This is a genomic window from Solirhodobacter olei, assembly GCF_004010155.1.
Classification (GTDB): domain Bacteria; phylum Pseudomonadota; class Alphaproteobacteria; order Rhodobacterales; family Rhodobacteraceae; genus Solirhodobacter; species Solirhodobacter olei.
Genome location: NZ_RRYH01000007.1, coordinates 15,356 through 38,397 on the forward strand (window position 1 = coordinate 15,356; position 23,042 = coordinate 38,397).

Consider the following 23,042-nt stretch of genomic DNA (forward strand, 5'->3'; position numbering starts at 1 on the left):
AACATCGTAAGAGCAGTTTCCCTTCGCGCCGAACGAGCCTATATCCCGGTCATTGCGTGATGAGGCCCTGTTGATCCGTTTTTTCGAACGTCTCGTCGACCCCTACGTGGCATACCCCGAGCTGGACGCGCCGCCGCGGCGCCTCTGGCCCTTTCTGCGTGACTATACACGACCCTTCCGCCGCGTCTTCGCGCTGACCGGATTCACCTCGGTTCTGGTCGGCGCGGTGGAGCTGTCCCTGATCTGGTACATCGGCCGGATCGTCGACTTCCTCGATCACGGCACGCCGGCCACGGTCTGGCAGCAGCATGGCGGAGAACTCCTGTTCGCCGCGGCGCTGGTGCTTCTCGTGCGTCCGGCCCTCGGCGCGGTCAGCACCATGCTGATCCATAACGCGATCCTGCCGAACCTCGGCGCGCTGGTGCGCTGGCGGGCGCACCGCCACGTGCTGCGCCAGTCGATCGGCTGGTTCGAGAACGATTTCGCCGGCCGCATCGCCAACCGCATCACGCAGACGCCGATGGCGACGAGCGACGTCGTCTTCCACCTTTTCGACGCCGTCGCCTTCGCGGTGACGATGCTGATCGGCTCCGGCGTCGTTCTTTCGGGCACCGATCCCCGGCTGGTGCTGCCGCTCGTCATCTGGCTGGTGCTCTACCTCGCGCTGATCCGCTGGACGCTACGGCGCGCGGGTCCGGCGTCCAAGGCCGCATCCGATGCCCGCTCTGCCGTCCTCGGCCGGGTGGTCGACGCCTACACCAACATCCATTCGGTGAAGCTCTTCGCCCACCACGACACCGAGATCGGCTATGCCCGCGAGGTGATCGAGCAGGCGCGCGACAAGATCCGGACCGAGATGCGCATCATCTCGAGAATGGACATCATGCTGACCGTGCTGAACGGCGCGTTGATCGTATCGGTCACCGGCTGGGCGCTGGCGCTCTGGTTCCAGGGAGCGGCCAGCGTCGGCATGGTCGCCGCCGCCACCGCGCTGGTGCTCAGGCTCAACAACATGACCTACTGGATCATGTGGGCCACCACCGCGCTGGTGCAGGCCCTCGGCATCGTCTCCGAGGGGATGGAGACGATCACGGCCCCGGTCACGCTGGTCGACAAGCCGGACGCGAAGCCGCTCGCGCTGACGCAGGGCCGGATCGACATCCGCGAGGTCCGCCACCATTACGGCCGCGGCTCCGGCGGGCTCGACGGCGTCTCGCTGACGGTGCAGCCGGGCGAGAAGATCGGCCTCGTCGGCCGCTCCGGCGCGGGGAAATCGACCCTGGTGAAGCTGCTTCTGCGGTTCTACGACACCGAGGCCGGCCAGATCCTGATCGACGGCCAGGACATCGCATCGGTCACGCAGGAAAGCCTCCGCCGCAACATCGGCATGGTGCAGCAGGACAGCTCGCTCCTCCACCGTTCGGTACGCGAAAACATCCTCTACGGCCGGCCCGAGGCCAGCGAAGCGGAGGTGGCGGCGGCCGCCGAACGCGCGGCGGCGGATTTCATCCCCGATCTGCAGGATGCCGAGGGCCGCACCGGCTACGATGCGCGCGTCGGCGAACGCGGGGTGAAGCTTTCCGGCGGCCAGCGCCAGCGCATCGCGCTCGCCCGTGTCATCCTGAAGGACGCGCCGATTCTGGTGCTGGACGAGGCGACCTCCGCGCTCGACAGCGAGATCGAGGCCGCGATCCAGGACACGCTCTACGGGCTGATGGAGGGCAAGACGGTGATCGCCATCGCCCACCGCCTGTCGACGATCGCGCATATGGACCGGATCGTGGTGCTGGATGACGGCCGCGTCGCCGAGGAAGGCACCCATGCAGAGCTTCTGGCCCGTGGCGGGCTCTACGCCCGGCTCTGGAACCGGCAATCCGGCGGGTTCCTGGGCACCGAACCGGCAGAGGAGGCCGCCGAATGAGCTTTGCGACCTGGATCGACGCCTTCCGCCCGGCTGACGGCCCGCCACCCCGCACGCTCGGGGCGTTCTTTCTGTGGTGCTTTTCCGGCGCCTGGCCGGCGCTGATCTGGGCGGCGATCATCTCGGCCGCGGCCGGCGTGCTCGACGTGCTGGCGGCGATGCTGCTCGGCACCGTGATCGACACCGCGCTGAAGGCGGGGCAGGCGCATGTCTTCCAGCACGAATGGCCGATGCTGGTCCTTTTCGCGGTCTTCTACCTGGTGATCCGCCCGGTGGTCTTCGGGCTTTCGACCGCGACGACCTCGCTCACGCTCGGGCCGAACCTGATGCCGCTGGTGCTCTCGCGGCTCCATCGCTGGACGATGGGCCAGGCGGTGACCTTCTTCGACAACGACTTCGCCGGCCGCATCGCCCAGAAGCAGATGCAGACCGCCCGCGCCGCCACGGATGTCGCGACCGAATCGATCAACGTCGTGACCTTCGCGCTGTCCTCGCTGGTGGGCTCGGGCCTCTTTCTGCTGGCGATCGACGGGCGCGTGGCGCTGGCGCTCGCGGTGTGGCTGGTCGCCTATCTCGGGCTTATCCGCTGGTTCATCCCCCGCGTCCGCGGCCGTTCCGCCGCCCGCGCCTCGGCCCGCGCCATGGTCACCGGCCAGGTCGTCGACACGATCACCAACATCAAGACCGTCAAGCTCTTCGCCCATGCCGAGCACGAGGACCGCAACGCGCTATCCGCCATGGCGGGCTTCCGCGAGCGGGCGGTGGATTTCGGCATCGTCTCCACCTGGTTCCGCTACCTGCTGATGACGCTGGCGGGCGTGCTTCCGGTGCTTCTCGTCGGCGGCACGATCTGGCTCTGGTCCACGGGCGCGGCGACGCCGGGCGACATCGCCGCCGCCGGCGCCATCGCCATCCGCATTGCGCAGATGACCGGCTGGGTCTCGATGTCCCTGATGAACGCCTATGGCTCCATCGGGGAATGCGAGGACGGGATGAACACCCTGACCCCGCCGCACACCCTCACCGACCGGCCGGGCGCCAAGACCCTCGACCGGGTGAGGGGCGAGATTACCTTCGATCATCTCAGCTTCGCCTACGGCCGCCGCTCCGGCGGGATCGACGACGTGAACCTGACGATCCACCCGGGCGAAAAGCTCGGCATCGTCGGCGCCTCGGGGGCAGGCAAGTCCACCCTCGTCGCGATTCTCCTGCGCCTCTACGACGCCGAGGCCGGCCATATCCTGATCGACGGCCATGACGTGCGTGACGTCACGCAGGAAAGCCTGCGCCGCCAGGTCGCGATGGTCACGCAGGAAACCGCCATGTTCAACCGCTCGGCGCGGGACAATATCCTCTACGGCCGCCCCGACGCCAAGGAGGAGGAGATGGTCGCCGCCGCCAAGCGGGCCGAGGCGCACGAGTTCATCCTCGACCTCGTCGACCACATGGGCCGGCGCGGCTACGACGCCTACCTCGGCGAACGCGGGGTGAAGCTCTCCGGCGGCCAGCGCCAGCGCATCGCGCTCGCCCGCGCCTTCCTGAAGGACGCGCCGATCCTGGTTCTGGACGAGGCGACCTCGGCCCTCGATTCGGAGGTCGAGGCCCAGATCCAGCTCGCCCTGGCCCGGGTGATGGAGGGCAAGACCGTGCTCGCCATCGCCCACCGCCTGTCGACCATCGCAGAGATGGACCGCATCGTGGTTCTCGATTCGGGCCGCATCGTGGAGGAGGGATCCCATGACGCCCTCCTCGCCCGCCGCGGCCTCTACTGGCGCTACTGGAACCGGCAGTCCGGCGGCTTCATCGGAACCGAGGAGGCGGCCGAGTGAGGCTGACGATCGAACGCCTGGGCCATCTCGGCGACGGGATCGGGCCGGGCCCCGTCTACGTGCCCCGCACCCTTCCGGGGGAGGAGGTTGAGGGCGAGGCCGAAGGCACCAGCCTCGCCGCCCCGCGCATCTTCACCCCCTCGCCCGACCGGGTGAAGCCGCCCTGCCCGCATTACACCCAGTGCGGCGGCTGTGCGCTGCAGCATGCCTCCGACAGCTTCGTCGCCGGCTGGAAGGTCGATGTGGTACGCCAGGCCCTTGCCGCGCAGGATCTTTCGACCCTGTTTCGGCCCATTCTGACCTCGCCGCCCCGCACCCGCCGCCGTGCGGCGCTCTCGGGCCGACGCACCAAGAAGGCCACCGTCGTGGGCTTTCATGGCCGCGCCTCAGGCACCATCACGGCGGTGCCGGGCTGCGAGCTCTTGCACCCAGACCTCCTCGCCGCCCTGCCGGGACTGGAGGCGATCACCGCCGCCGGCGCTTCCCGCAAGGGCGAACTGACGCTGGTCCTCACCCGGTCGGAGGCCGGGCCCGACCTCGCCGTCTCCGGCGGCAAGCCGCTCGACGGCCCGCTGCGCGCCACGCTCGCCGGGCTGGCCGAGGCTCACGGCCTCGCCCGGCTCAGCTGGGAGGGCGAGACGGTGGCCCAGCGCTTGCCCCCCGCCCAGGCCTTCGGCGCGGCCAGGGTGATCCCGCCGCCCGGCGCCTTCCTGCAGGCCACCGCCGAGGGCAAGGCGGCGCTTCTGGCCGCCGCTACAGAGGCGGTTGGCGAGGCCCGCCAGATCGCCGATCTCTTCGCCGGCTGCGGCACCTTCACCCTGGCGCTGGCGGCTAAGGCAGAGCTTCACGCGGTAGAGGCCGACGCCGCCATGCTCGCTGCGCTCGACCGCGGCTGGCGCGCGGCGCCCGGCCTGAAACGGGTGACGACCGAGGCGCGCGACCTTTTCCGCCGTCCGCTCCTGCCAGAGGAGCTGAAGCGCTTCGACGCGGTTCTGATTGACCCGCCCCGCGCCGGGGCCGAGGCCCAGATGGCCGAGATCGCCCGCGCCCGGGTGCCGCGGATCGCCGCAATCTCCTGCAATCCGGTCAGTTTCGCCCGCGACGCGCGGATCCTCACCGGGGCGGGCTACAGCCTCGACTGGGTGCAGGTCGTCGACCAGTTCCGCTGGTCCCCGCATATCGAGATCGCGGCCTGTTTCAGCCTTTGAACGCTAGGCAAATCCGCCCTGAATCGGGTACACTCTGGCAAAACCCGCCAAAGGGACAGGCAGGCATGACCATCGCGCGGATCGGGCTCGCAATCGGCCTTGCCCTGGGCCTCTCGGCCTGCAGCAGCAAGTTCGAAACCTACAACGGCCCGGAGGTGACACAGCTTCAGGTCTACAAGTCGGAGCGGGTGCTCTACCTCCTGCATGACAACGAGGTGCTGAAGGCCTATCACGTCAGCCTCGGCGGCGATCCCGTGGGTCCGAAGGAGGTCGAGGGCGACGAGAAGACGCCCGAGGGCCTCTATTACATCAACCGCCGCAACCCCGAGAGCGCCTTCTACCTGTCGCTCGGGATCTCCTACCCCAATCCGCATGATGTGGAGGTCGCCCGCGCCATGGGCCAGTCCCCGGGTGGAGACATCTTCATCCACGGCCAGCGCGGGCGGCGGACGAACATCACGGACTGGACGGCGGGCTGCATCGCCATCCCGAACAGGGACATGCGCGACGTCTACGCGATGGTGAAGGACGGAACCCCGATCTTCATCATGCCCTGATGCAAAAGAGGGGCGGCCGGCTTTGGCCGAACGCCCCCCATGCGTTAGTCCGGTCCCGGACGATCAGTCGCCAGTAACCAGCGTCCACCAGATCTTGCCGTTGTTCTCCTGGTACCAGGCGAAGCCGACATTGGTGGCCTTCGGGTTCAGGATCACGTCGCGGGTGTCCTTCCGGCCCATCCAGGCGGCGAGCGTGGTCAGCTCGGTCTCGTAGGTTTCCGAGATGTCCTCGCCCAGGAAGTTGCCCGGATAGCCGGTCCGCTTCACCCGGTCGATCGGCGAGGAGCCGTCGGAGCCGAAGTGCCAGGGCCGGTTCTGCACAGACATGTCGCGCGAATGAGTCGCGGCGGCGGCGGTCAGGTCCGAATTCAGCGTCAGCGGTGCCTCGCCGGCGTGCTTGCGCTCGGCATTGATGCCGTCGAGCATGCGGTAGGTCACCTTGGACACGTCGTTCGGATGGATCCAGTAAACCTTCGGCAAGGGCTTGCCGTCGGGGCCGTATTGCACCGTATCGGATCCGCTTCCAGCGCAGCCAGCCAGCGCCAGCATCGCGGAAAGCATCAGGACGAGAAGAGGTTTCATATCGGGTCCACCCGGTTGCGTGTTCGCATCGTCCATACCCTCTCGGCGGGCGCTGTTCAAACGCAACGATACGGTCAGCACGGCAGTTTGACGCCTGTTTGAATTGCGGCGCACGCGGTGCGGGCGTACAACCCTGCGTGATCGATGGATCGACCGATGGAGGGAAGCATGGCCGACCGGACCAAGGGTGAACTCAATCGTCGCCTGTTCCTGGGCACAACAGCAGCGGCTCTCGGCGCGGCAGCGCTACCGGCCTACGGCCAGACGGCCGGCGAGCTGAACATGGAACGGACCTCGACAGAGATGGATCCAAAGGTGAGCGAGCAGAACTCGGTTCGCCACAACATCTCCAGCTTCACAGCGAAACGCTGGCAGGATTATTTCGCAAACACGCACAATGGGGTCATCCTGGTTGATACGACCTCGCGCGCCCTGCACTTCTGGTCGGAAGATCAGACCATCTACAAGCTCTATCCCACCTCGGTGCCGATGAGCCCGGACCTCACCCGCAAGGGCCGCACCCGGGTCGTGCGCAAGGTTAAGAACCCGTCCTGGCGGCCGACGCCCGCGATGAAGCTGCGCGACCCGAGCTGGCCCGATTATATTCCCCCCGGCCCGGAAAATCCGCTTGGCACAAGGGCGCTCTACCTGTCGTGGCAGTATTACCGGATTCACGGCACCCAAGACACGCGGAAGATCGGGCGGCGCTCGTCCAACGGCTGCATCGGCCTCTATAACGAGGACATCGAGCAGCTCTTCAATCTCACGAAAGTTGGTACTCAGGTGTTGCTTATTTGACGACACTGAGGCCATCCTACGGATGTCGCAGGGAAGTTCCGTTGCATTCCGTCGCGGCTGATGGTTGAAAAATGCCTACGAGGTACAGTCTGGTCCCCGCCGACCTCTGAAATCTTCGGCCTGGGGCGAACTCTGGAGGTTCACTATGAAGAAAATTGCTCTTGCCGCCGCGATCTCGCTCGCCGCGTCCAGCGCTTTCGCCGGCAACCTGAAGCCGCCGGTCATGGAAAAGCCCGTCATGGTGCAAACGGCGAAGAAGACCTCGTCGTCCAGCCCGATCGTGGTTCCGCTGGTTCTTCTCGCCGTCGTCGTCGCGGCGGTCGCTTCGAAGAACTAATCTCTCTCTTGAGAGCAAACAGGCGGCGGCTTGCCTGCCCGCCTGTGATGAATCTCGAAAGGGCCGGCTCTGCCGGCCCTTTCGCATTCCGGGGCAAGGGGGAACGGCGGCCCGGCCGGCTCAGTCGAGCCAGCCCGCCAGATTCGCCTCGATCACCTGGCTCAGCGCGGCGATATGGGCGGGGGCATCGTTCAGGCAGGGGATATAGGTGAACTCCTCGCCGCCGGCATGCAGGAAGGCTTCCTGGATCTCGCCCTGGATTTCCTCCAGCGTCTCGATGCAATCGGCCGAGAACGCCGGCGCGATGACCGCGATCCGCTTCTTGCCCGCCCGCGCCAGCTCCGCCACATGCTTGACGGTGTAGGGCTGCAGCCATTCCTCGGGCCCGAAGACCGACTGGAAGGTGGTCTGGATAGCCCTCTCCGCCCAGCCCAGCCGCTCCCGCAGGAGCCGCGTCGTCTTCTGGCACTGGCAATGGTAGGGGTCGCCCGCCATCAGGTAGCGCTTCGGCATCCCGTGGTAGGAGGCCAGCAGCATGTCGGGCTTGCGCTCGAGCTTCGCCCAGGCGGCCTCCACCGATCCTGCCAGCGCCTCGATATAGGCGGGATGGTCGAAATATTCGGGCACCGTCCTCAGCGCCGGCTGCCGCTTTTCCGCCATCAGCGCACGGAACACCGCATCGTTCGCGGTGGCCGATGTCGCCCCCGCGTAATGCGGGTAAAGCGGGAAGAACAGCAGCTTCTCCACCCCCGCCGCGACCATCTCCCGCACCTTCGACGCGGTCGAGGGATTGCCGTAGCGCATGCAGAAATCAACCATCACACAGTCGCCATAGCGGGCGGCGAGCGCCTCGGACAGGGCCCGCGTCTGATCGCGGGTGATCGTCATCAGCGGGCTTTCGCCGCGCTCTTCGTTCCAGATCTTGCGGTAATTCGCCCCGGAGCTGAACGGCCGCTTCGACAGGATGATCAGCTGCAGGAGCGGCTGCCACTTCCAGCGCGGATAGTCGATCACCCGCTGGTCGGACAGGAACTCGCTCAGATACCGCCGCATCGGCCAGTAGTCGGGGCTGTCGGGCGTGCCGAGGTTGGAGATCAGCACCCCCACCTTGGCGGGCTTCACCGGCGGATGGTCGGCCGGAGCATGGGCAAGCCGCCCCTCGCCGGGCCGAAGGGATGGCGTCAGCGCCTTTGGATTGTCCGGCATGATTTCGATCCGTTCTAAACTCGGGCGTCAGATCCCGGCTTAGAGTGTTTTGATCTCAGGTCAATCCGCGGGCCCGCGCGGCGGATCGTCCAGCTTGCGCTCGTCCGTCTTCAGCGCATCGGCCAGCCGCGCGGCGGCCGAACCGGGCTTCAAGGGCTTCTGCTGGCTCTCATGAGGCGCCCAGCCGGTCAGGAAAATCGTCTCGAACGTTGCCGGAATGCGCCCGTCCTCCGTTCCGAAGGCCTCGCGGTAGATCGCCTCCGCCTCGGCGAAAAGCGCGCGGCGGGTGAAGGCGCGGCGGCGCCCGGCAAGCGCGTTGCCCTCGCCCATCGCACGCAGGTCGCGCATCAGGTGGAGCGTGTCGCGGTAGCTGACCTTGCGGATGAAGGAATCCGCCACCGGCAGCGCGAAGCCCGCCCGCTGCAGCAGCCCGCCGAGGTCGCGGATCTCGCCCATCGGCAGGATCCGGGGGGAAAGCCCGCCGGTGACTGCCACCTCCGCCTCCGCCAGCGCGGCGCGCAGCTCGAACAGGCTCCGCCCGCCGAACAGGACCCCTAAGAACAGCCCGTCGGGCTTCAGCGCCCGGCGGCACTGAACCAACTGGCCCACCGGATCGGCGGCCCAATGCATGCAGAGCGCGTGGATCACCAGGTCATGCGCCCCCGGCTCCAGTGCCAGCAGATCGTCATCCGCCACCACGACAGCGTTCGGAAATGCCGCGCGCCAGAGATCCGGATGCCCCGTCACCACGGCTGGAGCGGTAAACGTCCTGTTAACCTCGTCGAGCCTTTCCTGAATGTCGGTCACCGTCTCTTCGTGCAGGAAATCGGCCGGCGCGCGGCGGGCGCGGCGGCGGGCACGAAGCAGGGCAGGGCGGTCGGCGAGTTCTGGTGTCATGGCCAGCGATGTAAGGGGGCGGACGGCAAATGCAAAGCCTGCTGCAGCAGATCTACCCGCCGCGCTGCCTTGGCTGCGACACGCTGGTGACGACGGATTTCGGCCTCTGCGGCGCCTGCTGGCGCGAAACCGGGTTCCTCACCGGCCTCGTCTGCGACAAATGCGGCGCGCCGCTGCCGGGGGAGGAGGCGGGGGAACCGGTCTTCTGCGACGACTGCCTCACCCTCGCGCGGCCCTGGGCGCGCGGGCGGGCCGCCTTCGCTTACGGCGGCACCGGCCGCAAGCTCGTGCTCGCCCTGAAGCACGCCGACCGGCAGGACATCGCACGCCCCGCCGCGGGCTGGCTCCTGCGCGCCGCCGGGCCGATCCTTGTGCCGGAGATGCTGGTCGCCCCCGTCCCGCTACACCGGCTGCGGCTCCTGAAACGGCGCTACAACCAGTCGGCGCTGATCTCCGCGGCCTTCGCCCGGCTGGCGGGGCTGGACCATTGCCCGGACCTCCTCCAGCGCCTCCGCCATACCGGCAGCCAGGACGGGCGAGATCGCGATGGCCGCTTCGCCAACCTGACCGGCGCGATCCGCGCCCATCCCGGCCGTGCTACGCGGCTCTGGAACCGCCCGATCCTGCTGGTCGACGACGTGATGACCTCCGGCGCGACCTTCGCCGCCGCGGCAGAGGCCTGCCTCGCCGCGGGGGCCGCCTCGGTCAGCACCCTCGCTCTGGCGCGCGTTGCGAAGCAGCCCTAAATCATTATAGTCGCGCCATCCGGGGACCATCATGAAGCCGATCGAGATCTACACCACGCCCTATTGCGGCTTCTGCCAGGCCGCCAAGCGCCTTCTGAACCAGAAGGGCGCTGCCTTCACAGAGCATGACGTCGCCGCCGACCCGGCGCTGCGCCGGGTGATGATGGATCGCGCGAACGGCGGCTACACCGTGCCGCAGATTTTCATCGGCGGCACCCATGTCGGCGGCTGCGACGACCTCTACGCACTGGAGCGCGCAGGCAAGCTCGACCCGCTGCTGGCGAGCTGACGGATGCGGGCCGGCCTTCTGCAACTCAGCGTCTCCGACGATCCCGCCGTCGATCTCCCCGAAACCCGCGCGCTGATCCGCGAGGCCGCTGCCGGCGGCGCCGGGTTCGTGCTGACGCCGGAGGTGACGAATTGCGTCTCCGCCAGCCGCACAAGGCAGGAGGCGGTGCTGCAACCCGAGGCCGAGGACATCACCCTCGCCGGGCTGCGCGCGGAGGCGGCGGATCTCGGCATCTGGCTGCTGATCGGCTCGCTCGGGCTGAAGACCGGCGACGCCGACGGCCGCTTCGCCAATCGCTCCTTCCTGATCGCGCCCGACGGCGCCATCGCCGCCCGCTACGACAAGATCCACATGTTCGACGTGCAGGTGTCAGAGACCGAGACCTACCGCGAATCCGCGGGCTACCGCCCCGGCGCCCGCGCGGTGACCGCGAAGACGCCCTTCGGCACGCTCGGCCTGTCGATCTGCTACGACGTGCGCTTCGCCGCCCTATACCGCGCCCTTGCCCATGCCGGGGCAGAGATCCTGACCGTCCCCGCCGCCTTCAGCCCGGTCACCGGCGCCGCGCATTGGGAAACCCTGCTGCGCGCCCGCGCGATCGAGACCGGCTGCTACGTCCTCGCCCCCGCCCAGACCGGCACGCACCGGGCAGCCGAAGGTCGCCAGCGCCAGACCCACGGCCATGCCCTGGCCGTCGCCCCCTGGGGTGAGGTCCTCTCCGACGCAGGCACCGATCCCGGCGTCACCTTTGTAGAGATCGACCGGGCAGAGGTCGCCCGCGCCCGCGCCCGCGTCCCCGCGCTCAGCCATGACCGCGCCTTCGAGGGGCCGTGATGGCGGACCGACCCGAGGACATCGCCAACGCGCTCTTCTCGGAGCTGTTCATGGCCGACCAGCTGGCGCGAACCCATGTCTCCAAGGCGCTGCCGCGCGGGATGGAGCTGAGCCACTTCGGCGTCCTGAACCACCTTGCCCGGATCAATGACGAACGCACGCCCGCGCAGCTTGCCAAGACCTTCCACGTTACCCGGGGCGCGATGACGAACACGCTGGCAAAGCTCGAATGGGCCGGCCATATCCACATCCGCCCGGACTGGGACGACGCCCGGCGCAAGTTCGTCACCATCAGCCCGGCCGGCCGCGCCGCCCGCGACGCCGCGTTGCAATCCATCACGCCGCTTCTGTCCGAGGTCGTCCGCGATCTCGGCCCCGAGCGTGTCCGCGCCGTCCTTCCGGTGCTGCGCGAGATGCGGCTCCGCTTCGAACGCGGAACCCCCTGACCGTTCACATACGCGTGAAAAGGCCCCGACGCACGGCAAGACGCGCGCGCGGCCGGCAAAACGGGCACCGGCGCGTCGGTCAGCGCAGGGTCTGAGCAAGCCAATGATATTTAATGGCTCTATTCGATCCCAGACGCCGATCCCGGCCCGGATCATCCTTACGCGGGCCAGCCTCCTCGCCCAGCGCCGCGCAACATCTTCCTTTGATCCACATCATGGGGTGCCGACGGGGTGCGGCATAGCGTCCCCCCATTCTGAAGGCTTGGGAGGCCAAAATGACCGACACCGGATTCGAACGGAAACTCATCCTCTTCCTGCGGCTCTGTCTGGGCTGGACGTTCTTCTACGCCTCGACCCACCAGATCTTCGTGCCGGGGTGGAGCGTCTCGGGCTTTCTCGAAAGCACCAAGACCTTCCACTGGCTCTTCGCCCCGCTCGCCGGACCCGCGACCGCGCCGATCCTGACGGTGCTGGTGGAATACGGCCACCTGCTGATCGGGCTTTCGCTGATCTTCGGGTTCATGGTGCGCATCTCCTCCTTCTTCGGGATCCTGCTGATGCTTCTCTACTGGATGGCCCACATGAACTTCCCCTACATCAGCAACCATCTGAACTTCATCGTCGACGAACACGTCATCGACGGCGGGGTGCTCGCGCTGCTGATGGTGAAGCGCGCCGGTCATGTCTGCGGGCTCGACGCCTGGGCCGAGAAGCTGCCGTTGTTCTCCCGTCCCGGGATCCTGCGCTGGACGGTGGCTTGACCCGGCTCAGCCCGGCCGGCGGCTCGCGGTAACGTAGTTCACCGACAGGTCCCGGTCCGACAGGCTCCAGGACCATGCAAGCGGGTTGAAGACCATCCCCTTGCGATCCAGCGGTTCCAGCCCTGCACGCCGGATGAGATCGAAAAGCTCGTCCGGCGTGATGAATTTCTGCCAGTCATGCGTTCCCTTCGGCAGCCAGCGCATCACCCATTCCGCACCGACGATGGCCATCGCGAAGCTCTTGGCATTGCGGTTGAGGGTGGAACAGATCATCAGCCCGCCGGGCCTCAGCAGATCATGGCAGGCCTGAAGGTAGGCGGCCGGATCGGCGACATGCTCCACCACCTCCATGTTCAGGACAACGTCGAAACGCTCGCCGGCCTCGGCCAGCGCCTCGGCGGTGGTGTTGCGGTAGTCGATCGCCAGGCCCGACTGTTCGGCATGGATCTGCGCGACGGGAATGTTCTTCGGGGCCGCATCGGCGCCCACCACCTCGGCCCCGAGCCGCGCCATCGGTTCCGAAAGCAGCCCGCCGCCGCAGCCGATATCGAGGATGCGCAGCCCCGCGAAAGGCTGCGCCTCCGCGATGTTCCGCTCGAACTCCGCCGCGATCTGGCTGGTGATGTAATGCAGCCGGCAGGGGTTCATCTCGTGCAGCGGCTTGAACTTGCCGCTCGGGTCCCACCATTCCGCCGCCATCGCTTCGAATTTGGCGACCTCGGCCGCGTCGACGCTCGTCTCGCTCATAGTCCTCTCGCGGTTTCGTCTTGTTCTCCGCCCCATGGCGCGGCAGGCTGTCTCCTTATATAGGACGGTCATGGACAAAACCGCAGGCCAAAAAAGCGCAGCCGCCTTTCTCTATCCGCCGATCGAGCCCTTCGATCAGCGCATGCTGGACGTGGGCGACGGCCACCGAATCTATGTCGAGCAATGCGGCGCGCCCGACGGCATTCCCGTTCTCGTCGTCCATGGCGGGCCGGGCGGCGGCTGCAGCCCGGCGATGCGGCGCTATTTCGACCCCGCGACCTACCGCATCATCCTGTTCGACCAGCGCGGCTGCGGCCGCTCACGTCCCGCCGCCTCGGTAGAAGCCAACACCACCTGGCATCTCGTGGCGGATATGGAGCGGATTCGCGAGGCGCTCGGCCTCTCGCGCTGGCTGCTGTTCGGTGGCAGCTGGGGGGCAACGCTGGCGCTGATCTACGCCATTACGCATCCCGAACGGGTGGCCGGACTGATACTGCGCGGCATCTTCCTGATGACCCGGGCAGAGCTTCGCTGGTTCTACGGTGGCGGGGCCGGGGCGTTCTGGCCGGAACACTGGGCGCGCTTCGCCGGCGCGATCCCCGAGGCCGAGCAGGGCGACCTGATCGCCGCCTATGCCCGCCGCCTCTTCTCCGGCCAGGTCGGCGAAGAGACGCGCTTCGCCCGGCTCTGGGCCGGATGGGAGAACGCGCTGGCGACGATGGACCAGGCAGGCGGACCGACCGAAAGCCCGGCCGATTACGCCCGCGCCTTCGCCCGGCTGGAAAACCACTATTTCACCCATGACGGCTTCCTCGAGCAGGACGGCTGGATCCTGGCCAACAAGCACCGGATTGCCGATATCCCCTCGGTCCTGGTGCAGGGCCGCTACGACATGATCTGCCCGCCGGTCTCCGCCTGGCGGCTGGCCGAGGGCTGGACCCAGGCGGAGCTGCGCATGATACCCGCCGCCGGCCACGCGCTTTCCGAACCCGGGATCAGCGCAGAGCTCGTGCGCACGATGGACCTGCTGCGCCACCGCGCCGGGGCGATGGGCCTCTAAGCCCGCCCTCGGGGGCGGACGGGCGCTGGCCCGGCAGGCTTCGCCCGCTGTCTAGGGCCAGGAAAAGACCCGGTCACGCCGCCAGATCCCGCCCGCCGTGCAGCCGCCGCGCGATTCGCAGCCAGAAACCGGGGCCGAGGTCATCGCGGTAAAGCCGCCCGCCCCCGCCCGCCGGGGCCGTCACGGCGAAACCGGGAACCGAGGCCGCGATCCTCTCACTGAACCGCGCGTTGAGCGGCGCGAAACGGGCCAGAAGCCGCGCTTCCTCCTCCCGCGTGTAAAGCGTCGAGCGCCGCGCGCCGCGCTCCTCTGCCAGGGCACCTTCTACCAGCGCCAGAAGCCCCGCCGGCGCCACGCCCGGCATGGCGATCTGGTTCGCCGCCCAGGCCGCCAGCGGATCGGGGGACACATTGGCCCGCCCGCCATCCGCCTTCCGCAGCGCCTCCGCCCCAAGCGCCACGCCAGAGGCGGCCAGCACCGCGCCCAGCACGCCGCCCTCCCCCGCCCGTGCGGTCGTGAAGTCGATGTAACGGATCTCCTCCCGCCCGAAGGCGCTCCGCAGGTGATCGTCAAGCGCGTTGAAGTCGAGGAACAGCCCCGCGCCGAATCCCGTCTCCAGCGCACCCGCCAGGAACCGCGCCCAGGGCGGAGGCGCGGATTTCTTCGACAGCTCCAGATAGATCGACTGCAGGTAGGACAGCTGGTCGCGCAGCGTGCAGAGCACCCGCACCTCGTCGAAGGGCGCAAGGAACCCGCGCAGCTCCGCCAGGTCGACCCCCGGCGCGGGCAGCCCGCGCGAGAACTCCTCGCTGGACAGGAAGACGGTCCGCCCCGCCTGGGCCAGCGCCCCCACCCGCGCCCAGCCCGCCTCCGCCCCGCCGGGCAGCGCATAGACGTCCGGCAGGCAGAGCCATTTCATCGCCAGCCCGTGATGCCCCGGCACCGCGTTCAGCGTCGGGTAATCCAGCCCGTGCCGTGCCAGCAGTGCGCGGTTGGCGGCGAAAGTGTTCTGGATCGTTGTCGTCGCCGTCTTGTGGGTGCCGATATGCAGAATGATGCGCGACGTCATCGCCAGTCCCTCACCACGTCGAGCCAGGCGTGGCCCCATTGCCGGTCGGGCTCCAGCACCGCGCGCTCGCCCCATTCGTTCCAGGCGTTCAGCATCACCTCCTGCCGGTAGGCACCGGCGAGGCGATGCTCGGACAGCCCCCGCAGCCAGCGCGCGAAGGATCCGGGATGGGCGCCATGGGCCAGATGCGCCTCCATCCCGCGACGCGCGGTGTTGTCCCAGCTGGGCATCGCGCCGGCAATCGTGTTCGGCGGCAGCCCCGCCGCGTACCCGGGCGACAGGCTGCGGTCCACCACCCGGTTGTAATCGTAGATCAGCCCCCGGAACCCCGGCACCGGGCCATGGCCCATGCGGTTGCCCTGCGGCCCGCCGAACAGGTAATCCTCCGCCCCAACCAGCCCGTGCGGCGGCATCTCCACCCAGAAATCGAAGAGGTCCGCCGCCACCGGATGCGCCCCCTCGACATGGAAGCGGACCGCGCCAAGCTCCACCTCGCCGATCCCCAGCGCCCGCCAGGCCGCGCGCAGCCGGGCGACGTTCCGCGCCGGCTCCGGCATGTCCTCCGGCCGATAGATCACGAAGCGCGGGCGGGTGCCGTCGGGCCGCTGGTAGCGCGGGTCCTGCATGTAGGGCAGCGCCGAGACGGCAAGCCCCTCCTCGAACCCCTCGGCATAGTCCTGCGCCAGCAGCACCTCGCCCGATAGCCCGTCCCAGTTCCGCCGCCAGCTTTCGTTCGCCCAGCAGAGGTAGAAGGGAAAATCCACCTCCGGCCTTCGAAGCAGCCGTTCCATCGGCGCCTCCAGCAGGCGGCGGCCGCCGAACCAGTAGTGATAGACACAGAATGCGTCGATCCCGGCGCTCCGCGCCAGCGCCGCCTGCTCGCCCATCACCCCGGTCTCGCGCAGGTCGTAGAAGCCAAGCGCGCCGGGCAGTGCCGGCTGGGCATGGCCGTCGAACATAGGCCGCGCCCCGGCGGCGGCCTGCCATTCGGTATAGCCGGGCCCCCACCAGGCATCATTCTCCGCCACCCGGTGGAACTGCGGCAGGTAGAAGGCAGAGACGTATCGCGGCCGCACCCGTGTCGCTGCGGGCGCGTGCGCCCGGAGCGACAGGGCCGAGCGTTCCCGCACCGTCAGGCCGGACCCTTGGGCGAGATAGCCCACCGCCCGTTCGAACGCATGGGCCAGCGTGCCGTCAAGCTGGCCGCATTCCGCCTCGAACAGGCTCTGTTCCAGCCGAAATCCCTTGATCAGCGCGACCATAACCGGCTTCAGCCAGTACATCGAACCCGCCGGGAACCCCAGCGCCTCCGGCACCATGCGGATGCCGACCCGGCGCAGCAGCCAGCCGGTGATGTCGAGGTTGCGGCCCCAGTTCTCCGCCCCGCGGAAAAGCTGCCCGTCCGCCACCCAGACCCCGGCCTCCGGATCCGACAGGAAGCGTTCCAGCACCCGGCCTGCCCCCGACTCGGGCAGGATCCCGTCGATCAGCCGCTGCCGCCAGGCCCCCCCGTCGGCGCGATGTGGCGATTTCTTCGTGTGGATCTTGGCCACCGCGCGGTAGCCGTCCAGCAGCCCGGCGTTCACCAGATGCACGAAGGGGAAGATATCGCGCCCGCGATTGGGCATCGGCACGGCCACCGCGCCGGGAAAGGCCTCGCGGATCTCGGCGGCAAGCTCGGCCACGTCTTCGCCCCGGTCAGTCAGCGTGACGAAGAGGTCGAAGGGGAAATCGAGGCACGCGAGCCGCGCGGCGATCTCGGGCCACAGCGCGCGGTAATAGACATGGACGACGATCGCCTGCCGCTGGCGCGGCCCCGCGCGCGGGCGCAGGGCGGGGGCGGCGCGCAGATCGGCCTCGCCCTCCGGCGCGTCCCACATCGGGCGATTCTCCCGCCGCCCGTAGCGCAGGAAATGCAGGTAGGGCCGCCCCGCCCAGTCCCGTAGATCCGGATTGCAGCGCAGGTAGGCGAAGGGGGAGAAATCCGCGCTCGGCTCCCGCCCCTCGCGCTCGCCGAACCGGATGTAGTGCAGCTCCGGCCAGGCCCGGTAGATCGAGTGCAGGTCGGGGTTGCGGGCGCGGTAGAAGGCGCGGTCGAAATGCCCGGCCCGGCGGATCGCGCGCAGATAGCCGAAGGCCCCCATGCCCCCCGCCGGCCCGGTCAGCCCCAGTCCCATCGCTGCCCTCCCGTCGCGTGCCTCTCACGCGCCCAGCGATAGCCGCTTCGCCCTGAAGATCGCGTTAACCCTGGGCCGCTATGGCTGGTGTCTCAATCGTTGAGGATGTCGCGATGTGCGCGTTTCAGCAGGACGAGGCCCAGGGCCAGCAGCACCAGTCCCACTGCAAAGACATAGGCTGGCGACACATAGGTGGCCTGATAGCCCGGATAGATCCCCCGCCGCATCTCGCCGGTGACGTGGATCAGGGGGTTCCACCAGAGCACGCCGCGCGCCGCGGGCGGCGCGTCCTCGAAAAGGAAGAAAAGCCCCGAAACGATGAAGATCGGACGGTTGATGATGCCCCAAACCGTGTCCCAGAACGGCAGGACGCCGCGCAGGTAGCAGGTCATCGTACCTATGCCGAGGCCAAGCATGGCGGCCATGGCAAGCGCCGTCAGGATCGCTTCCCAGCGCGGCTCGGCGCGCAGGCCGAAGACCACGTGGATGCCCGCGACCACCAGGCCGAAGATCACCACCTGCGTCAGCGCATTCAGGGCGAATCGGGCCGCGATCGCATCGATGAAGGTGACCGACGGGTAGGCCAGCAGCGGTCTGGAGAACTGCAGCGCCTGCCCGATCTTCTGGGCGAGCTGGGCGTAAAGCATGAAGGGCAGATAGGCCGTGGCGTAGAACAGCGGAAAGTTCGCGCCCAGCGCCGGCCGGTGCAGGAACAGCGAGAAGGCATAGGACAGCATCGCGATCCCGCCAACGGGTTCCACCACCGCCCAGAGGTAACCGCCGGGGGTCCGGCCATAGGTCGTCGCCATTTCACGCAGCATCAGGGCCGCGACGGTGCGCAGCGTGGCCCGGGGCCGCAGTCCGGGGCGGGGAAGGGGGGAAAGGCTCGCATCGCTCATGCCCCCTCCCATACGCCCCTCCTCCTTTCCGCTTTCTTGCCGGCCGCCGCGCCGGCCCCGCATCGGGAGTAGACGATGACCGACGCCACGCCGCAGGACCCCGCCGGCCCGATCCCCTTCCGCCCGGCCGCACCGAAGCCGCGACCGCCCGCGCCGGTGCCCCCGCCCGTCGGCCGTGCCCGGCGCCGGCCGCGCCATGTCGGGCTCATGGCGAGCTTTCTTGCGCTCGTGCTGCTGCCCGCCGGGCTCTCCGCCGGCTACCTTTGGCTGCGCGCGGCGGACCAGTTCGGCGCCACGGTCGCCTTCGCCGTGCAAAGCGCCCAGCCCGCAACGGCGCTCAGCCTGCCGGGCGGGATCTCGCAGCTCACCGGCGCCTCCGACACGCAATCGGCGATGGTCTACGAATACCTGCAAAGCCGCGATCTCGTCGCGGCGCTCGACGCCCGGCTCAACCTGCGCAAGCGCTTCTCCGGCCCCACCGCGCGCGACCCGCTCTTCGGCTACCACGCCCCCGGCAGCGTCGAGGATCTGACCGACTACTGGAACCGAATGACGCGGCTCTCGCTCGACAACGGCACCGGGCTGATCTCGCTCGAGGTTCACGCCTTCGCGGCCCGGGACGCGCAGGCCATCGCCGCTGCCGCCTTCGCCGAGGCGAGCCGGATGATCAACGACCTTTCCGACGCCGCCCGGCGCGACACCACCCGCGCCGCGCGGGCAGAACTGGCCCATGCCGAAACCCGTCTCACCCGGGCCCGCGCGGCGCTGAGGCGGTTCCGCGAGACCAGCCGCGTGATCGACCCGACGGCGGATGTCACCAGCCGCATGGGGGTGATCGCGGCCCTGCAGGAAGCGCTGGCCTCCGCGCTGGTGGATCTCGACATGATTCGCCAGACCACCGGCGCCACCGATCCCCGGCTTGCCGAGAAGACCCGCAAGATCGCCGTCATCCGCGCCCGCATCGCCGAGGAGCGGCGCAGCTTCGGCCGGTCCGCCGCCGGATCCGGCGGCCCGGGCCAGAAGGCGACCCTCGCCGCCCTCACCGGCACCTTCGAACGGCTGACAAGCGAACTCGCATTCGCCGAGAAGGCCTATGACACCGCGCTCGGCGCGCTCGACGCGGCAGAGGCCTCGGCCCGGGCGCAGGCACTCTACCTCGCCGCCTATCGCAAGCCGGTAGCGGCGGAGCAGGCGGAATACCCCCGCCGGGCGCTGCTGACGGCGCTCGTCGCAATCTTCGGCTTCCTGATCTGGTCGGTGCTGGCGCTGGTTTATTACAGCCTCAGGGACCGGCGATGATCCGGCTGCAGAACATCTGCAAGACGCACCGCCTGCAGGGCCGCGGCAAGATCGTCGCCCGCAACATCCACGCGACCTTTCCGACCGGGGCGCGGATCGGGCTGATCGGGCGCAACGGCGCGGGAAAATCGACCCTGTTGCAGCTGATTTCGGGTACGATGGCGCCGGATCGGGGCGCGGTGATCGCCGACGGCACGATCTCCTGGCCGGTGGGCTTCGCGGGCTCCTTCCACCCCGATCTGACCGGTGCGCAGAACACCCGCTTCATCGCCCGGATCTACGGTGTGGATTCCGCCGAGCTGACCGAATTCGTCGCCGATTTCGCAGAGCTCGGGCCCCATTTCTCGCTGCCCCTGCGCAGCTATTCCTCCGGCATGCGGGCGCGGCTGGCCTTCGGCTGCTCGATGGGCATCCCGTTCGACACCTACCTGGTGGACGAGGTGACCTCGGTCGGCGACGCCCTCTTCCGCCGCAAGAGCGAGGAGGTCTTCCGCGCCCGCACCCGGAATGCCGGCGCGATCGTGGTCTCGCACTCGCTCGGGCTGCTGGAGCGGATCTGTGACGCCGGCGCGGTGCTGGAGAACGGGCGGCTCACCTATTACCCGAAGATCGCCACCGCCATCGCACATTACCAGGCGATGATCGGCCTGCCGCGCGGCACCTCCTGAGGTCGCCGCGGCCAGGGCGCGGGCGCAGGCGGGCCCCTCGATGCCCGCCTCCCCCCGGCCCTTCCGCCCCGTGTCCCCGGGGCCTCAGGCCATCAGGTCATGGACCGCAGCATGGCCTGCGATCTGCAGCTCGATATGCGCCTGCGCCGCGCCGTCGACCAGCGCCCAGACGATCTGCCCGGTCGGTTTGTAGATGACGAAGGCCTCGTCCACCCCCGCATCGCCCGCGCCGGCGGTCGCGGCAAGGTTCACCTGAAACTGGCTGGCGGTCGCGGCGGTGTTGCCGAAGACCAGCACGTCGCCCTCCGCCGCATGATAGTCCTGGATCCAGTCCGACCCGTGGCTTGCCGTGCCTAGGTGATAGAACTTGTCCGCTCCCGCGCCGCCGTTCACCCGGTCGCAGCCGAACCCGCCGTTGATGAAGTCGTCGCCCGGGCCGCCGAAGATCAGGTCCGACAGCGGGCCGCCGCTCGACGTGTCGCTGCCGTCGTTGCCGATCAGCGAATCGGCCCCGAAGCCGCCGTCGATCGTGTCGTTGCCGGCCCCGCCGTAAAGCGAGTCGTTGCCGTAGCCGCCGTCGATCGTGTCATGGCCCGCCCCGCCGTAGATCACGTCGCGCAGGTCCGCTGAATCATCGCCGCCAAGGATCACATCCGCCCCCGCGCCGCCGATCAGCGTGTCGAGCCCGTCGCCGCCGCGGATCGTGTTGTCGCCATCGCCGGCGTTAATCCAGTCGTTGCCCGCGCCCCCCACCAGCAGGTCGCACCCGTCGCCGGCGGCGATCGAATCGTTGCCCCAGCCGCCGTCGACCGTGTTGTTCCCCGCCCCCGCGTCGATGCTGTCCGCCCCGTCGGCCTGGGTCGCTCCCCCGTAGATCAGGTCATTGCCCAGCCCGCCCGCGACCACGTCGGCGCCGTCGCCGGCATGGATCGTGTCAATGCCGTCGAGCCCGGCAATGGTGTCGTTCCCGGCCCCGCCGCCGAGCGAGTCGTTGCCCAGCCCGCCCGTGACGTTGTCGTTGCCAGAGGTGCCGTCGAAGCTGATCCCGGCAGGCGTCGTCGGCAGGCTGTTGGCCTCGAAGGTCTGGCCCGCCTCCATCCCCACCGCCTGATGGGTCACGTTCAGCACGCTCGCGGTAGAGAAATCCGCCGCCGACAGCGGCGTGCCGGCGGCCGAGATGACGTCCAGCCAGTAATGACCGAAATGCAGCTCCGCGCCGGTCGCGGTGCCGTCGATGGTCAGCTGGCCGACGTTGTAGAGCATCGGCAGGTCCGACAGGTCGAGCCGGTCGATCCCCGGCGCGTAATCGGCGACAGAGCCCAGATGCCCGTCGGCAGAGGCGCCTGCCGCGTCGAAGACGAACAGATCCGCCCCCGCGCCGCCCTGCAGATGGGTCGCGCCGTCACGGGCGACCAGGATATCGTCCTTCGCCGTGCCCGTGACCGTGCCACCCGCGCCCTCGCGGATCTCGCCGAACTGCGACAGATCCAGCTTCAGCGCGGTCAGCCCGGGCTCGGTGGCCGAACTCGCGTAGACGTCTACCGCATCGCCCGCAGCCACCGCCGAGAGGGCAGAGACATGCGCCAGCGTCGTGCCGGTCTGGTCAGCCACGGTCGCGACATGCTCCAGCCGCCCGTCCGACAGCATGACGAAAGCGCTCAGCCCGTCGTCTGCCCCGGCGGCCAGTACGAAGTCATGGCCGTTCTGCTCCACCGTCGAGACCAGGTCGGCATGGGTGAAACGGGTGTTCAGGTCGTCCAGGACCTGGTCCACCGCCACCATCGAGCCGTCCTTGCCGACCTCCACCACGCTCAGCGTAGAGGTTCCGGCAGAAGCGACGATGGCAAAGGTCCTGCCATTCACCTCGGCCGAGGCGATGGCGCTTGGCGTGGCGATGCAAAGCCCTTCCGGCGCACCGAGCGTGACATGCTCGGCAAGCGCGCCATCGACGCCGATGGTGTAACTCGTCAGCCGGTCATCGCCCGTGAAGCCCGCGATCAGCACCTGCCCGGCCCCGGTGTCGACCACGCCCATCGCGGTGATCGTGCCATCCGCGGTTCCGGGGGTCGCCGGAACCTCCAGAAGCGAGGTCGCCCCCGCGATCTCATGGCCCACCGGCGCAGCCATGCCGGCATGGGCGGTGTAGACGAAGCTCGCCCCGCCCAGCGTCACGGCCACCGCATGCGCGGTCTCGGTCGCCAGCGCCGAGGGCGCCGTCAGCACCGCCGCCTTGGTGCCGGTCAGCGTGCCGTCGGCGTTCAGCCCATAGGCCGTCAGCTGCTGGTCATAGGCCCCGACCGGCAGCAGCGCGGCCTTGCCCTGAATCTCGACCGTGGTCAGCGAGGTCGAGGCGAGCAGCGCCGACTGCGCCGCATAGGCGGTGGTATTGGCCAGCGCCAGCGTGCCGTCGGCGGCGATACGATAGGCGCTCAGCCCGCCGCCGCGGTCGGTCGCGAGATAGAGCATCGGCCCCGCCGCGCCCGCGATCACCTGCATGTCGGCAACATTGGTCAGAAACCCCGACGCATCGGCCGGCAGCACCTGCAGCTTCGCGAACGCACCCATGATCAGCCCCTTCGAACGGCCCCAGCCGGGCCGCAATCCACCACGGCGCCAACATGGCAGCGGGGCAAATCCGGCCCATGGCCCGATTGTGGCGCAGGGGTGGAGTTTCCCGACAATTCGCGACAATCGCCGCCGGCACCACTGCCA

Annotated in this window: 22 protein-coding genes; 14 read left to right on the plus strand and 8 right to left on the minus strand. The window is 68.8% G+C overall.

Annotation, left to right across the window (positions count from 1 at the left end):
- The first annotated feature begins 70 nt into the window (after positions 1-70).
- The 4 genes from EIP85_RS05675 (at position 71) to EIP85_RS05690 (ending at position 5,515) form a co-directional block, all read left to right on the plus strand.
- Positions 71-1,921, plus strand: coding sequence for an ABC transporter ATP-binding protein (locus EIP85_RS05675; protein ID WP_127901198.1), 1,851 nt, complete (start codon positions 71-73; stop codon positions 1,919-1,921).
- Positions 1,918-3,750: an ABC transporter ATP-binding protein gene (locus EIP85_RS05680; protein WP_127901199.1), complete on the plus strand. Its 1,833-nt coding sequence runs from the start codon at positions 1,918-1,920 to the stop codon at positions 3,748-3,750. Before EIP85_RS05675 ends, EIP85_RS05680 begins: the two co-directional genes overlap by 4 nt.
- Positions 3,747-4,958: a class I SAM-dependent RNA methyltransferase gene (locus EIP85_RS05685; protein WP_127901200.1), complete on the plus strand. Its 1,212-nt coding sequence runs from the start codon at positions 3,747-3,749 to the stop codon at positions 4,956-4,958. The genes EIP85_RS05680 and EIP85_RS05685 overlap by 4 nt, the downstream gene beginning before the upstream one ends.
- 65 nt (positions 4,959-5,023) lie before the next feature.
- Entirely contained in the window at positions 5,024-5,515 is a 492-nt protein-coding gene (locus EIP85_RS05690) for a L,D-transpeptidase family protein (RefSeq protein WP_127901201.1), read from the plus strand.
- Positions 5,516-5,578: 63 nt separating this feature from the next.
- On the opposite strand, the gene dalA is transcribed toward EIP85_RS05690, so the two are convergent.
- On the minus strand, positions 5,579-6,097 hold the full coding sequence (dalA, locus tag EIP85_RS05695) for a divisome-associated lipoprotein DalA (protein ID WP_127901202.1): 519 nt from the start codon (positions 6,095-6,097) through the stop codon (positions 5,579-5,581).
- Between the two features lie 168 nt (positions 6,098-6,265).
- Here dalA and EIP85_RS05700 point away from each other — a divergent pair, with 168 nt between their 5' ends.
- Complete coding sequence (locus tag EIP85_RS05700; RefSeq protein WP_127901203.1) at positions 6,266-6,895, plus strand: L,D-transpeptidase; 630 nt, start codon at positions 6,266-6,268, stop codon at positions 6,893-6,895.
- Between the two features lie 145 nt (positions 6,896-7,040).
- Positions 7,041-7,232 (plus strand): hypothetical protein, encoded by a 192-nt coding sequence (locus tag EIP85_RS05705; protein ID WP_127901204.1) that lies wholly within the window; start codon positions 7,041-7,043, stop codon positions 7,230-7,232.
- A 120-nt stretch (positions 7,233-7,352) separates the two neighbouring features.
- Here the strand turns inward: EIP85_RS05705 and hemH are convergent, their stop codons facing one another.
- Both hemH and EIP85_RS05715 read right to left on the minus strand, forming a co-directional pair.
- Positions 7,353-8,438: a ferrochelatase gene (hemH, locus tag EIP85_RS05710; protein WP_127901205.1), complete on the minus strand. Its 1,086-nt coding sequence runs from the start codon at positions 8,436-8,438 to the stop codon at positions 7,353-7,355.
- 60 nt (positions 8,439-8,498) lie between these two features.
- Positions 8,499-9,335, minus strand: a complete 837-nt coding sequence (locus tag EIP85_RS05715) for a methyltransferase domain-containing protein (protein WP_127901206.1) — start codon at positions 9,333-9,335, stop codon at positions 8,499-8,501.
- A 29-nt stretch (positions 9,336-9,364) separates the two neighbouring features.
- Here EIP85_RS05715 and EIP85_RS05720 point away from each other — a divergent pair, with 29 nt between their 5' ends.
- The 5 genes from EIP85_RS05720 (at position 9,365) to EIP85_RS05740 (ending at position 12,411) form a co-directional block, all read left to right on the plus strand.
- Positions 9,365-10,081, plus strand: a complete 717-nt coding sequence (locus EIP85_RS05720) for a double zinc ribbon domain-containing protein (protein WP_127901207.1) — start codon at positions 9,365-9,367, stop codon at positions 10,079-10,081.
- A 31-nt stretch (positions 10,082-10,112) separates the two neighbouring features.
- Entirely contained in the window at positions 10,113-10,370 is a 258-nt protein-coding gene (grxC, locus tag EIP85_RS05725; RefSeq protein WP_127901208.1) for a glutaredoxin 3, read from the plus strand.
- Positions 10,371-10,373: 3 nt separating this feature from the next.
- The gene (locus tag EIP85_RS05730) at positions 10,374-11,204 is read left to right on the plus strand and encodes a carbon-nitrogen hydrolase family protein (protein ID WP_127901209.1); all 831 of its coding nucleotides are present in this window, start codon (positions 10,374-10,376) and stop codon (positions 11,202-11,204) included.
- Positions 11,204-11,650, plus strand: a complete 447-nt coding sequence (locus tag EIP85_RS05735; protein ID WP_127901210.1) for a MarR family winged helix-turn-helix transcriptional regulator — start codon at positions 11,204-11,206, stop codon at positions 11,648-11,650. Before EIP85_RS05730 ends, EIP85_RS05735 begins: the two co-directional genes overlap by 1 nt.
- Positions 11,651-11,925: 275 nt before the next feature.
- On the plus strand, positions 11,926-12,411 hold the full coding sequence (locus EIP85_RS05740; RefSeq protein WP_127901211.1) for a DoxX family protein: 486 nt from the start codon (positions 11,926-11,928) through the stop codon (positions 12,409-12,411).
- Positions 12,412-12,417: 6 nt separating this feature from the next.
- Here EIP85_RS05740 and ubiG read toward each other — a convergent pair whose 3' ends face one another.
- Entirely contained in the window at positions 12,418-13,158 is a 741-nt protein-coding gene (gene ubiG, locus EIP85_RS05745; RefSeq protein WP_127901212.1) for a bifunctional 2-polyprenyl-6-hydroxyphenol methylase/3-demethylubiquinol 3-O-methyltransferase UbiG, read from the minus strand.
- Between the two features lie 70 nt (positions 13,159-13,228).
- Between ubiG and pip the strand changes: the two genes are divergently transcribed.
- Entirely contained in the window at positions 13,229-14,218 is a 990-nt protein-coding gene (gene pip, locus EIP85_RS05750) for a prolyl aminopeptidase (protein WP_127901213.1), read from the plus strand.
- Positions 14,219-14,291: 73 nt separating this feature from the next.
- Here the strand turns inward: pip and EIP85_RS05755 are convergent, their stop codons facing one another.
- The 3 genes from EIP85_RS05755 to EIP85_RS05765 all read right to left on the minus strand — a co-directional run bounded on the left by EIP85_RS05755 (position 14,292) and on the right by EIP85_RS05765 (position 18,363).
- Positions 14,292-15,287, minus strand: coding sequence for a hypothetical protein (locus EIP85_RS05755; protein WP_127901214.1), 996 nt, complete (start codon positions 15,285-15,287; stop codon positions 14,292-14,294).
- On the minus strand, positions 15,284-17,464 hold the full coding sequence (locus tag EIP85_RS05760) for a glycoside hydrolase family 99-like domain-containing protein (RefSeq protein ID WP_127901215.1): 2,181 nt from the start codon (positions 17,462-17,464) through the stop codon (positions 15,284-15,286). The genes EIP85_RS05755 and EIP85_RS05760 overlap by 4 nt, the downstream gene beginning before the upstream one ends.
- A gap of 92 nt (positions 17,465-17,556) precedes the next feature.
- A complete protein-coding gene (locus EIP85_RS05765; protein ID WP_127901216.1) occupies positions 17,557-18,363 on the minus strand; it encodes an ABC transporter permease in 807 nt (268 codons plus the stop codon).
- A 75-nt stretch (positions 18,364-18,438) separates the two neighbouring features.
- Here EIP85_RS05765 and EIP85_RS05770 point away from each other — a divergent pair, with 75 nt between their 5' ends.
- Both EIP85_RS05770 and EIP85_RS05775 read left to right on the plus strand, forming a co-directional pair.
- A complete protein-coding gene (locus EIP85_RS05770) occupies positions 18,439-19,662 on the plus strand; it encodes a KpsE/RkpR family capsule polysaccharide export protein (protein ID WP_127901217.1) in 1,224 nt (407 codons plus the stop codon).
- On the plus strand, positions 19,659-20,330 hold the full coding sequence (locus tag EIP85_RS05775; protein ID WP_127901218.1) for an ABC transporter ATP-binding protein: 672 nt from the start codon (positions 19,659-19,661) through the stop codon (positions 20,328-20,330). Before EIP85_RS05770 ends, EIP85_RS05775 begins: the two co-directional genes overlap by 4 nt.
- A gap of 84 nt (positions 20,331-20,414) precedes the next feature.
- Here the strand turns inward: EIP85_RS05775 and EIP85_RS05780 are convergent, their stop codons facing one another.
- Positions 20,415-22,895: a calcium-binding protein gene (locus EIP85_RS05780; RefSeq protein WP_164871649.1), complete on the minus strand. Its 2,481-nt coding sequence runs from the start codon at positions 22,893-22,895 to the stop codon at positions 20,415-20,417.
- Positions 22,896-23,042: the final 147 nt, after the last annotated feature.

What these genes read in the sequence shown, in the direction of transcription:
- EIP85_RS05720 (WP_127901207.1), top strand. Translation starts at nt 9,365, where the DNA reads ATGCAAAGCCTGCTGCAGCAGATCTACCCGCCGCGCTGCCTTGGCTGC.
- EIP85_RS05715 (WP_127901206.1), bottom strand. Translation starts at nt 9,335, where the DNA reads ATGACACCAGAACTCGCCGACCGCCCTGCCCTGCTTCGTGCCCGCCGC.
- dalA (WP_127901202.1), bottom strand. Translation starts at nt 6,097, where the DNA reads ATGAAACCTCTTCTCGTCCTGATGCTTTCCGCGATGCTGGCGCTGGCT.
- EIP85_RS05730 (WP_127901209.1), top strand. Translation starts at nt 10,374, where the DNA reads ATGCGGGCCGGCCTTCTGCAACTCAGCGTCTCCGACGATCCCGCCGTC.
- EIP85_RS05740 (WP_127901211.1), top strand. Translation starts at nt 11,926, where the DNA reads ATGACCGACACCGGATTCGAACGGAAACTCATCCTCTTCCTGCGGCTC.
- ubiG (WP_127901212.1), bottom strand. Translation starts at nt 13,158, where the DNA reads ATGAGCGAGACGAGCGTCGACGCGGCCGAGGTCGCCAAATTCGAAGCG.
- pip (WP_127901213.1), top strand. Translation starts at nt 13,229, where the DNA reads ATGGACAAAACCGCAGGCCAAAAAAGCGCAGCCGCCTTTCTCTATCCG.
- EIP85_RS05760 (WP_127901215.1), bottom strand. Translation starts at nt 17,464, where the DNA reads ATGGGACTGGGGCTGACCGGGCCGGCGGGGGGCATGGGGGCCTTCGGC.
- hemH (WP_127901205.1), bottom strand. Translation starts at nt 8,438, where the DNA reads ATGCCGGACAATCCAAAGGCGCTGACGCCATCCCTTCGGCCCGGCGAG.
- EIP85_RS05700 (WP_127901203.1), top strand. Translation starts at nt 6,266, where the DNA reads ATGGCCGACCGGACCAAGGGTGAACTCAATCGTCGCCTGTTCCTGGGC.
- EIP85_RS05755 (WP_127901214.1), bottom strand. Translation starts at nt 15,287, where the DNA reads ATGACGTCGCGCATCATTCTGCATATCGGCACCCACAAGACGGCGACG.
- grxC (WP_127901208.1), top strand. Translation starts at nt 10,113, where the DNA reads ATGAAGCCGATCGAGATCTACACCACGCCCTATTGCGGCTTCTGCCAG.
- EIP85_RS05780 (WP_164871649.1), bottom strand. Translation starts at nt 22,895, where the DNA reads ATGGGTGCGTTCGCGAAGCTGCAGGTGCTGCCGGCCGATGCGTCGGGG.
- EIP85_RS05705 (WP_127901204.1), top strand. Translation starts at nt 7,041, where the DNA reads ATGAAGAAAATTGCTCTTGCCGCCGCGATCTCGCTCGCCGCGTCCAGC.
- EIP85_RS05770 (WP_127901217.1), top strand. Translation starts at nt 18,439, where the DNA reads ATGACCGACGCCACGCCGCAGGACCCCGCCGGCCCGATCCCCTTCCGC.
- EIP85_RS05765 (WP_127901216.1), bottom strand. Translation starts at nt 18,363, where the DNA reads ATGAGCGATGCGAGCCTTTCCCCCCTTCCCCGCCCCGGACTGCGGCCC.
- EIP85_RS05735 (WP_127901210.1), top strand. Translation starts at nt 11,204, where the DNA reads ATGGCGGACCGACCCGAGGACATCGCCAACGCGCTCTTCTCGGAGCTG.
- EIP85_RS05690 (WP_127901201.1), top strand. Translation starts at nt 5,024, where the DNA reads ATGACCATCGCGCGGATCGGGCTCGCAATCGGCCTTGCCCTGGGCCTC.
- EIP85_RS05680 (WP_127901199.1), top strand. Translation starts at nt 1,918, where the DNA reads ATGAGCTTTGCGACCTGGATCGACGCCTTCCGCCCGGCTGACGGCCCG.
- EIP85_RS05775 (WP_127901218.1), top strand. Translation starts at nt 19,659, where the DNA reads ATGATCCGGCTGCAGAACATCTGCAAGACGCACCGCCTGCAGGGCCGC.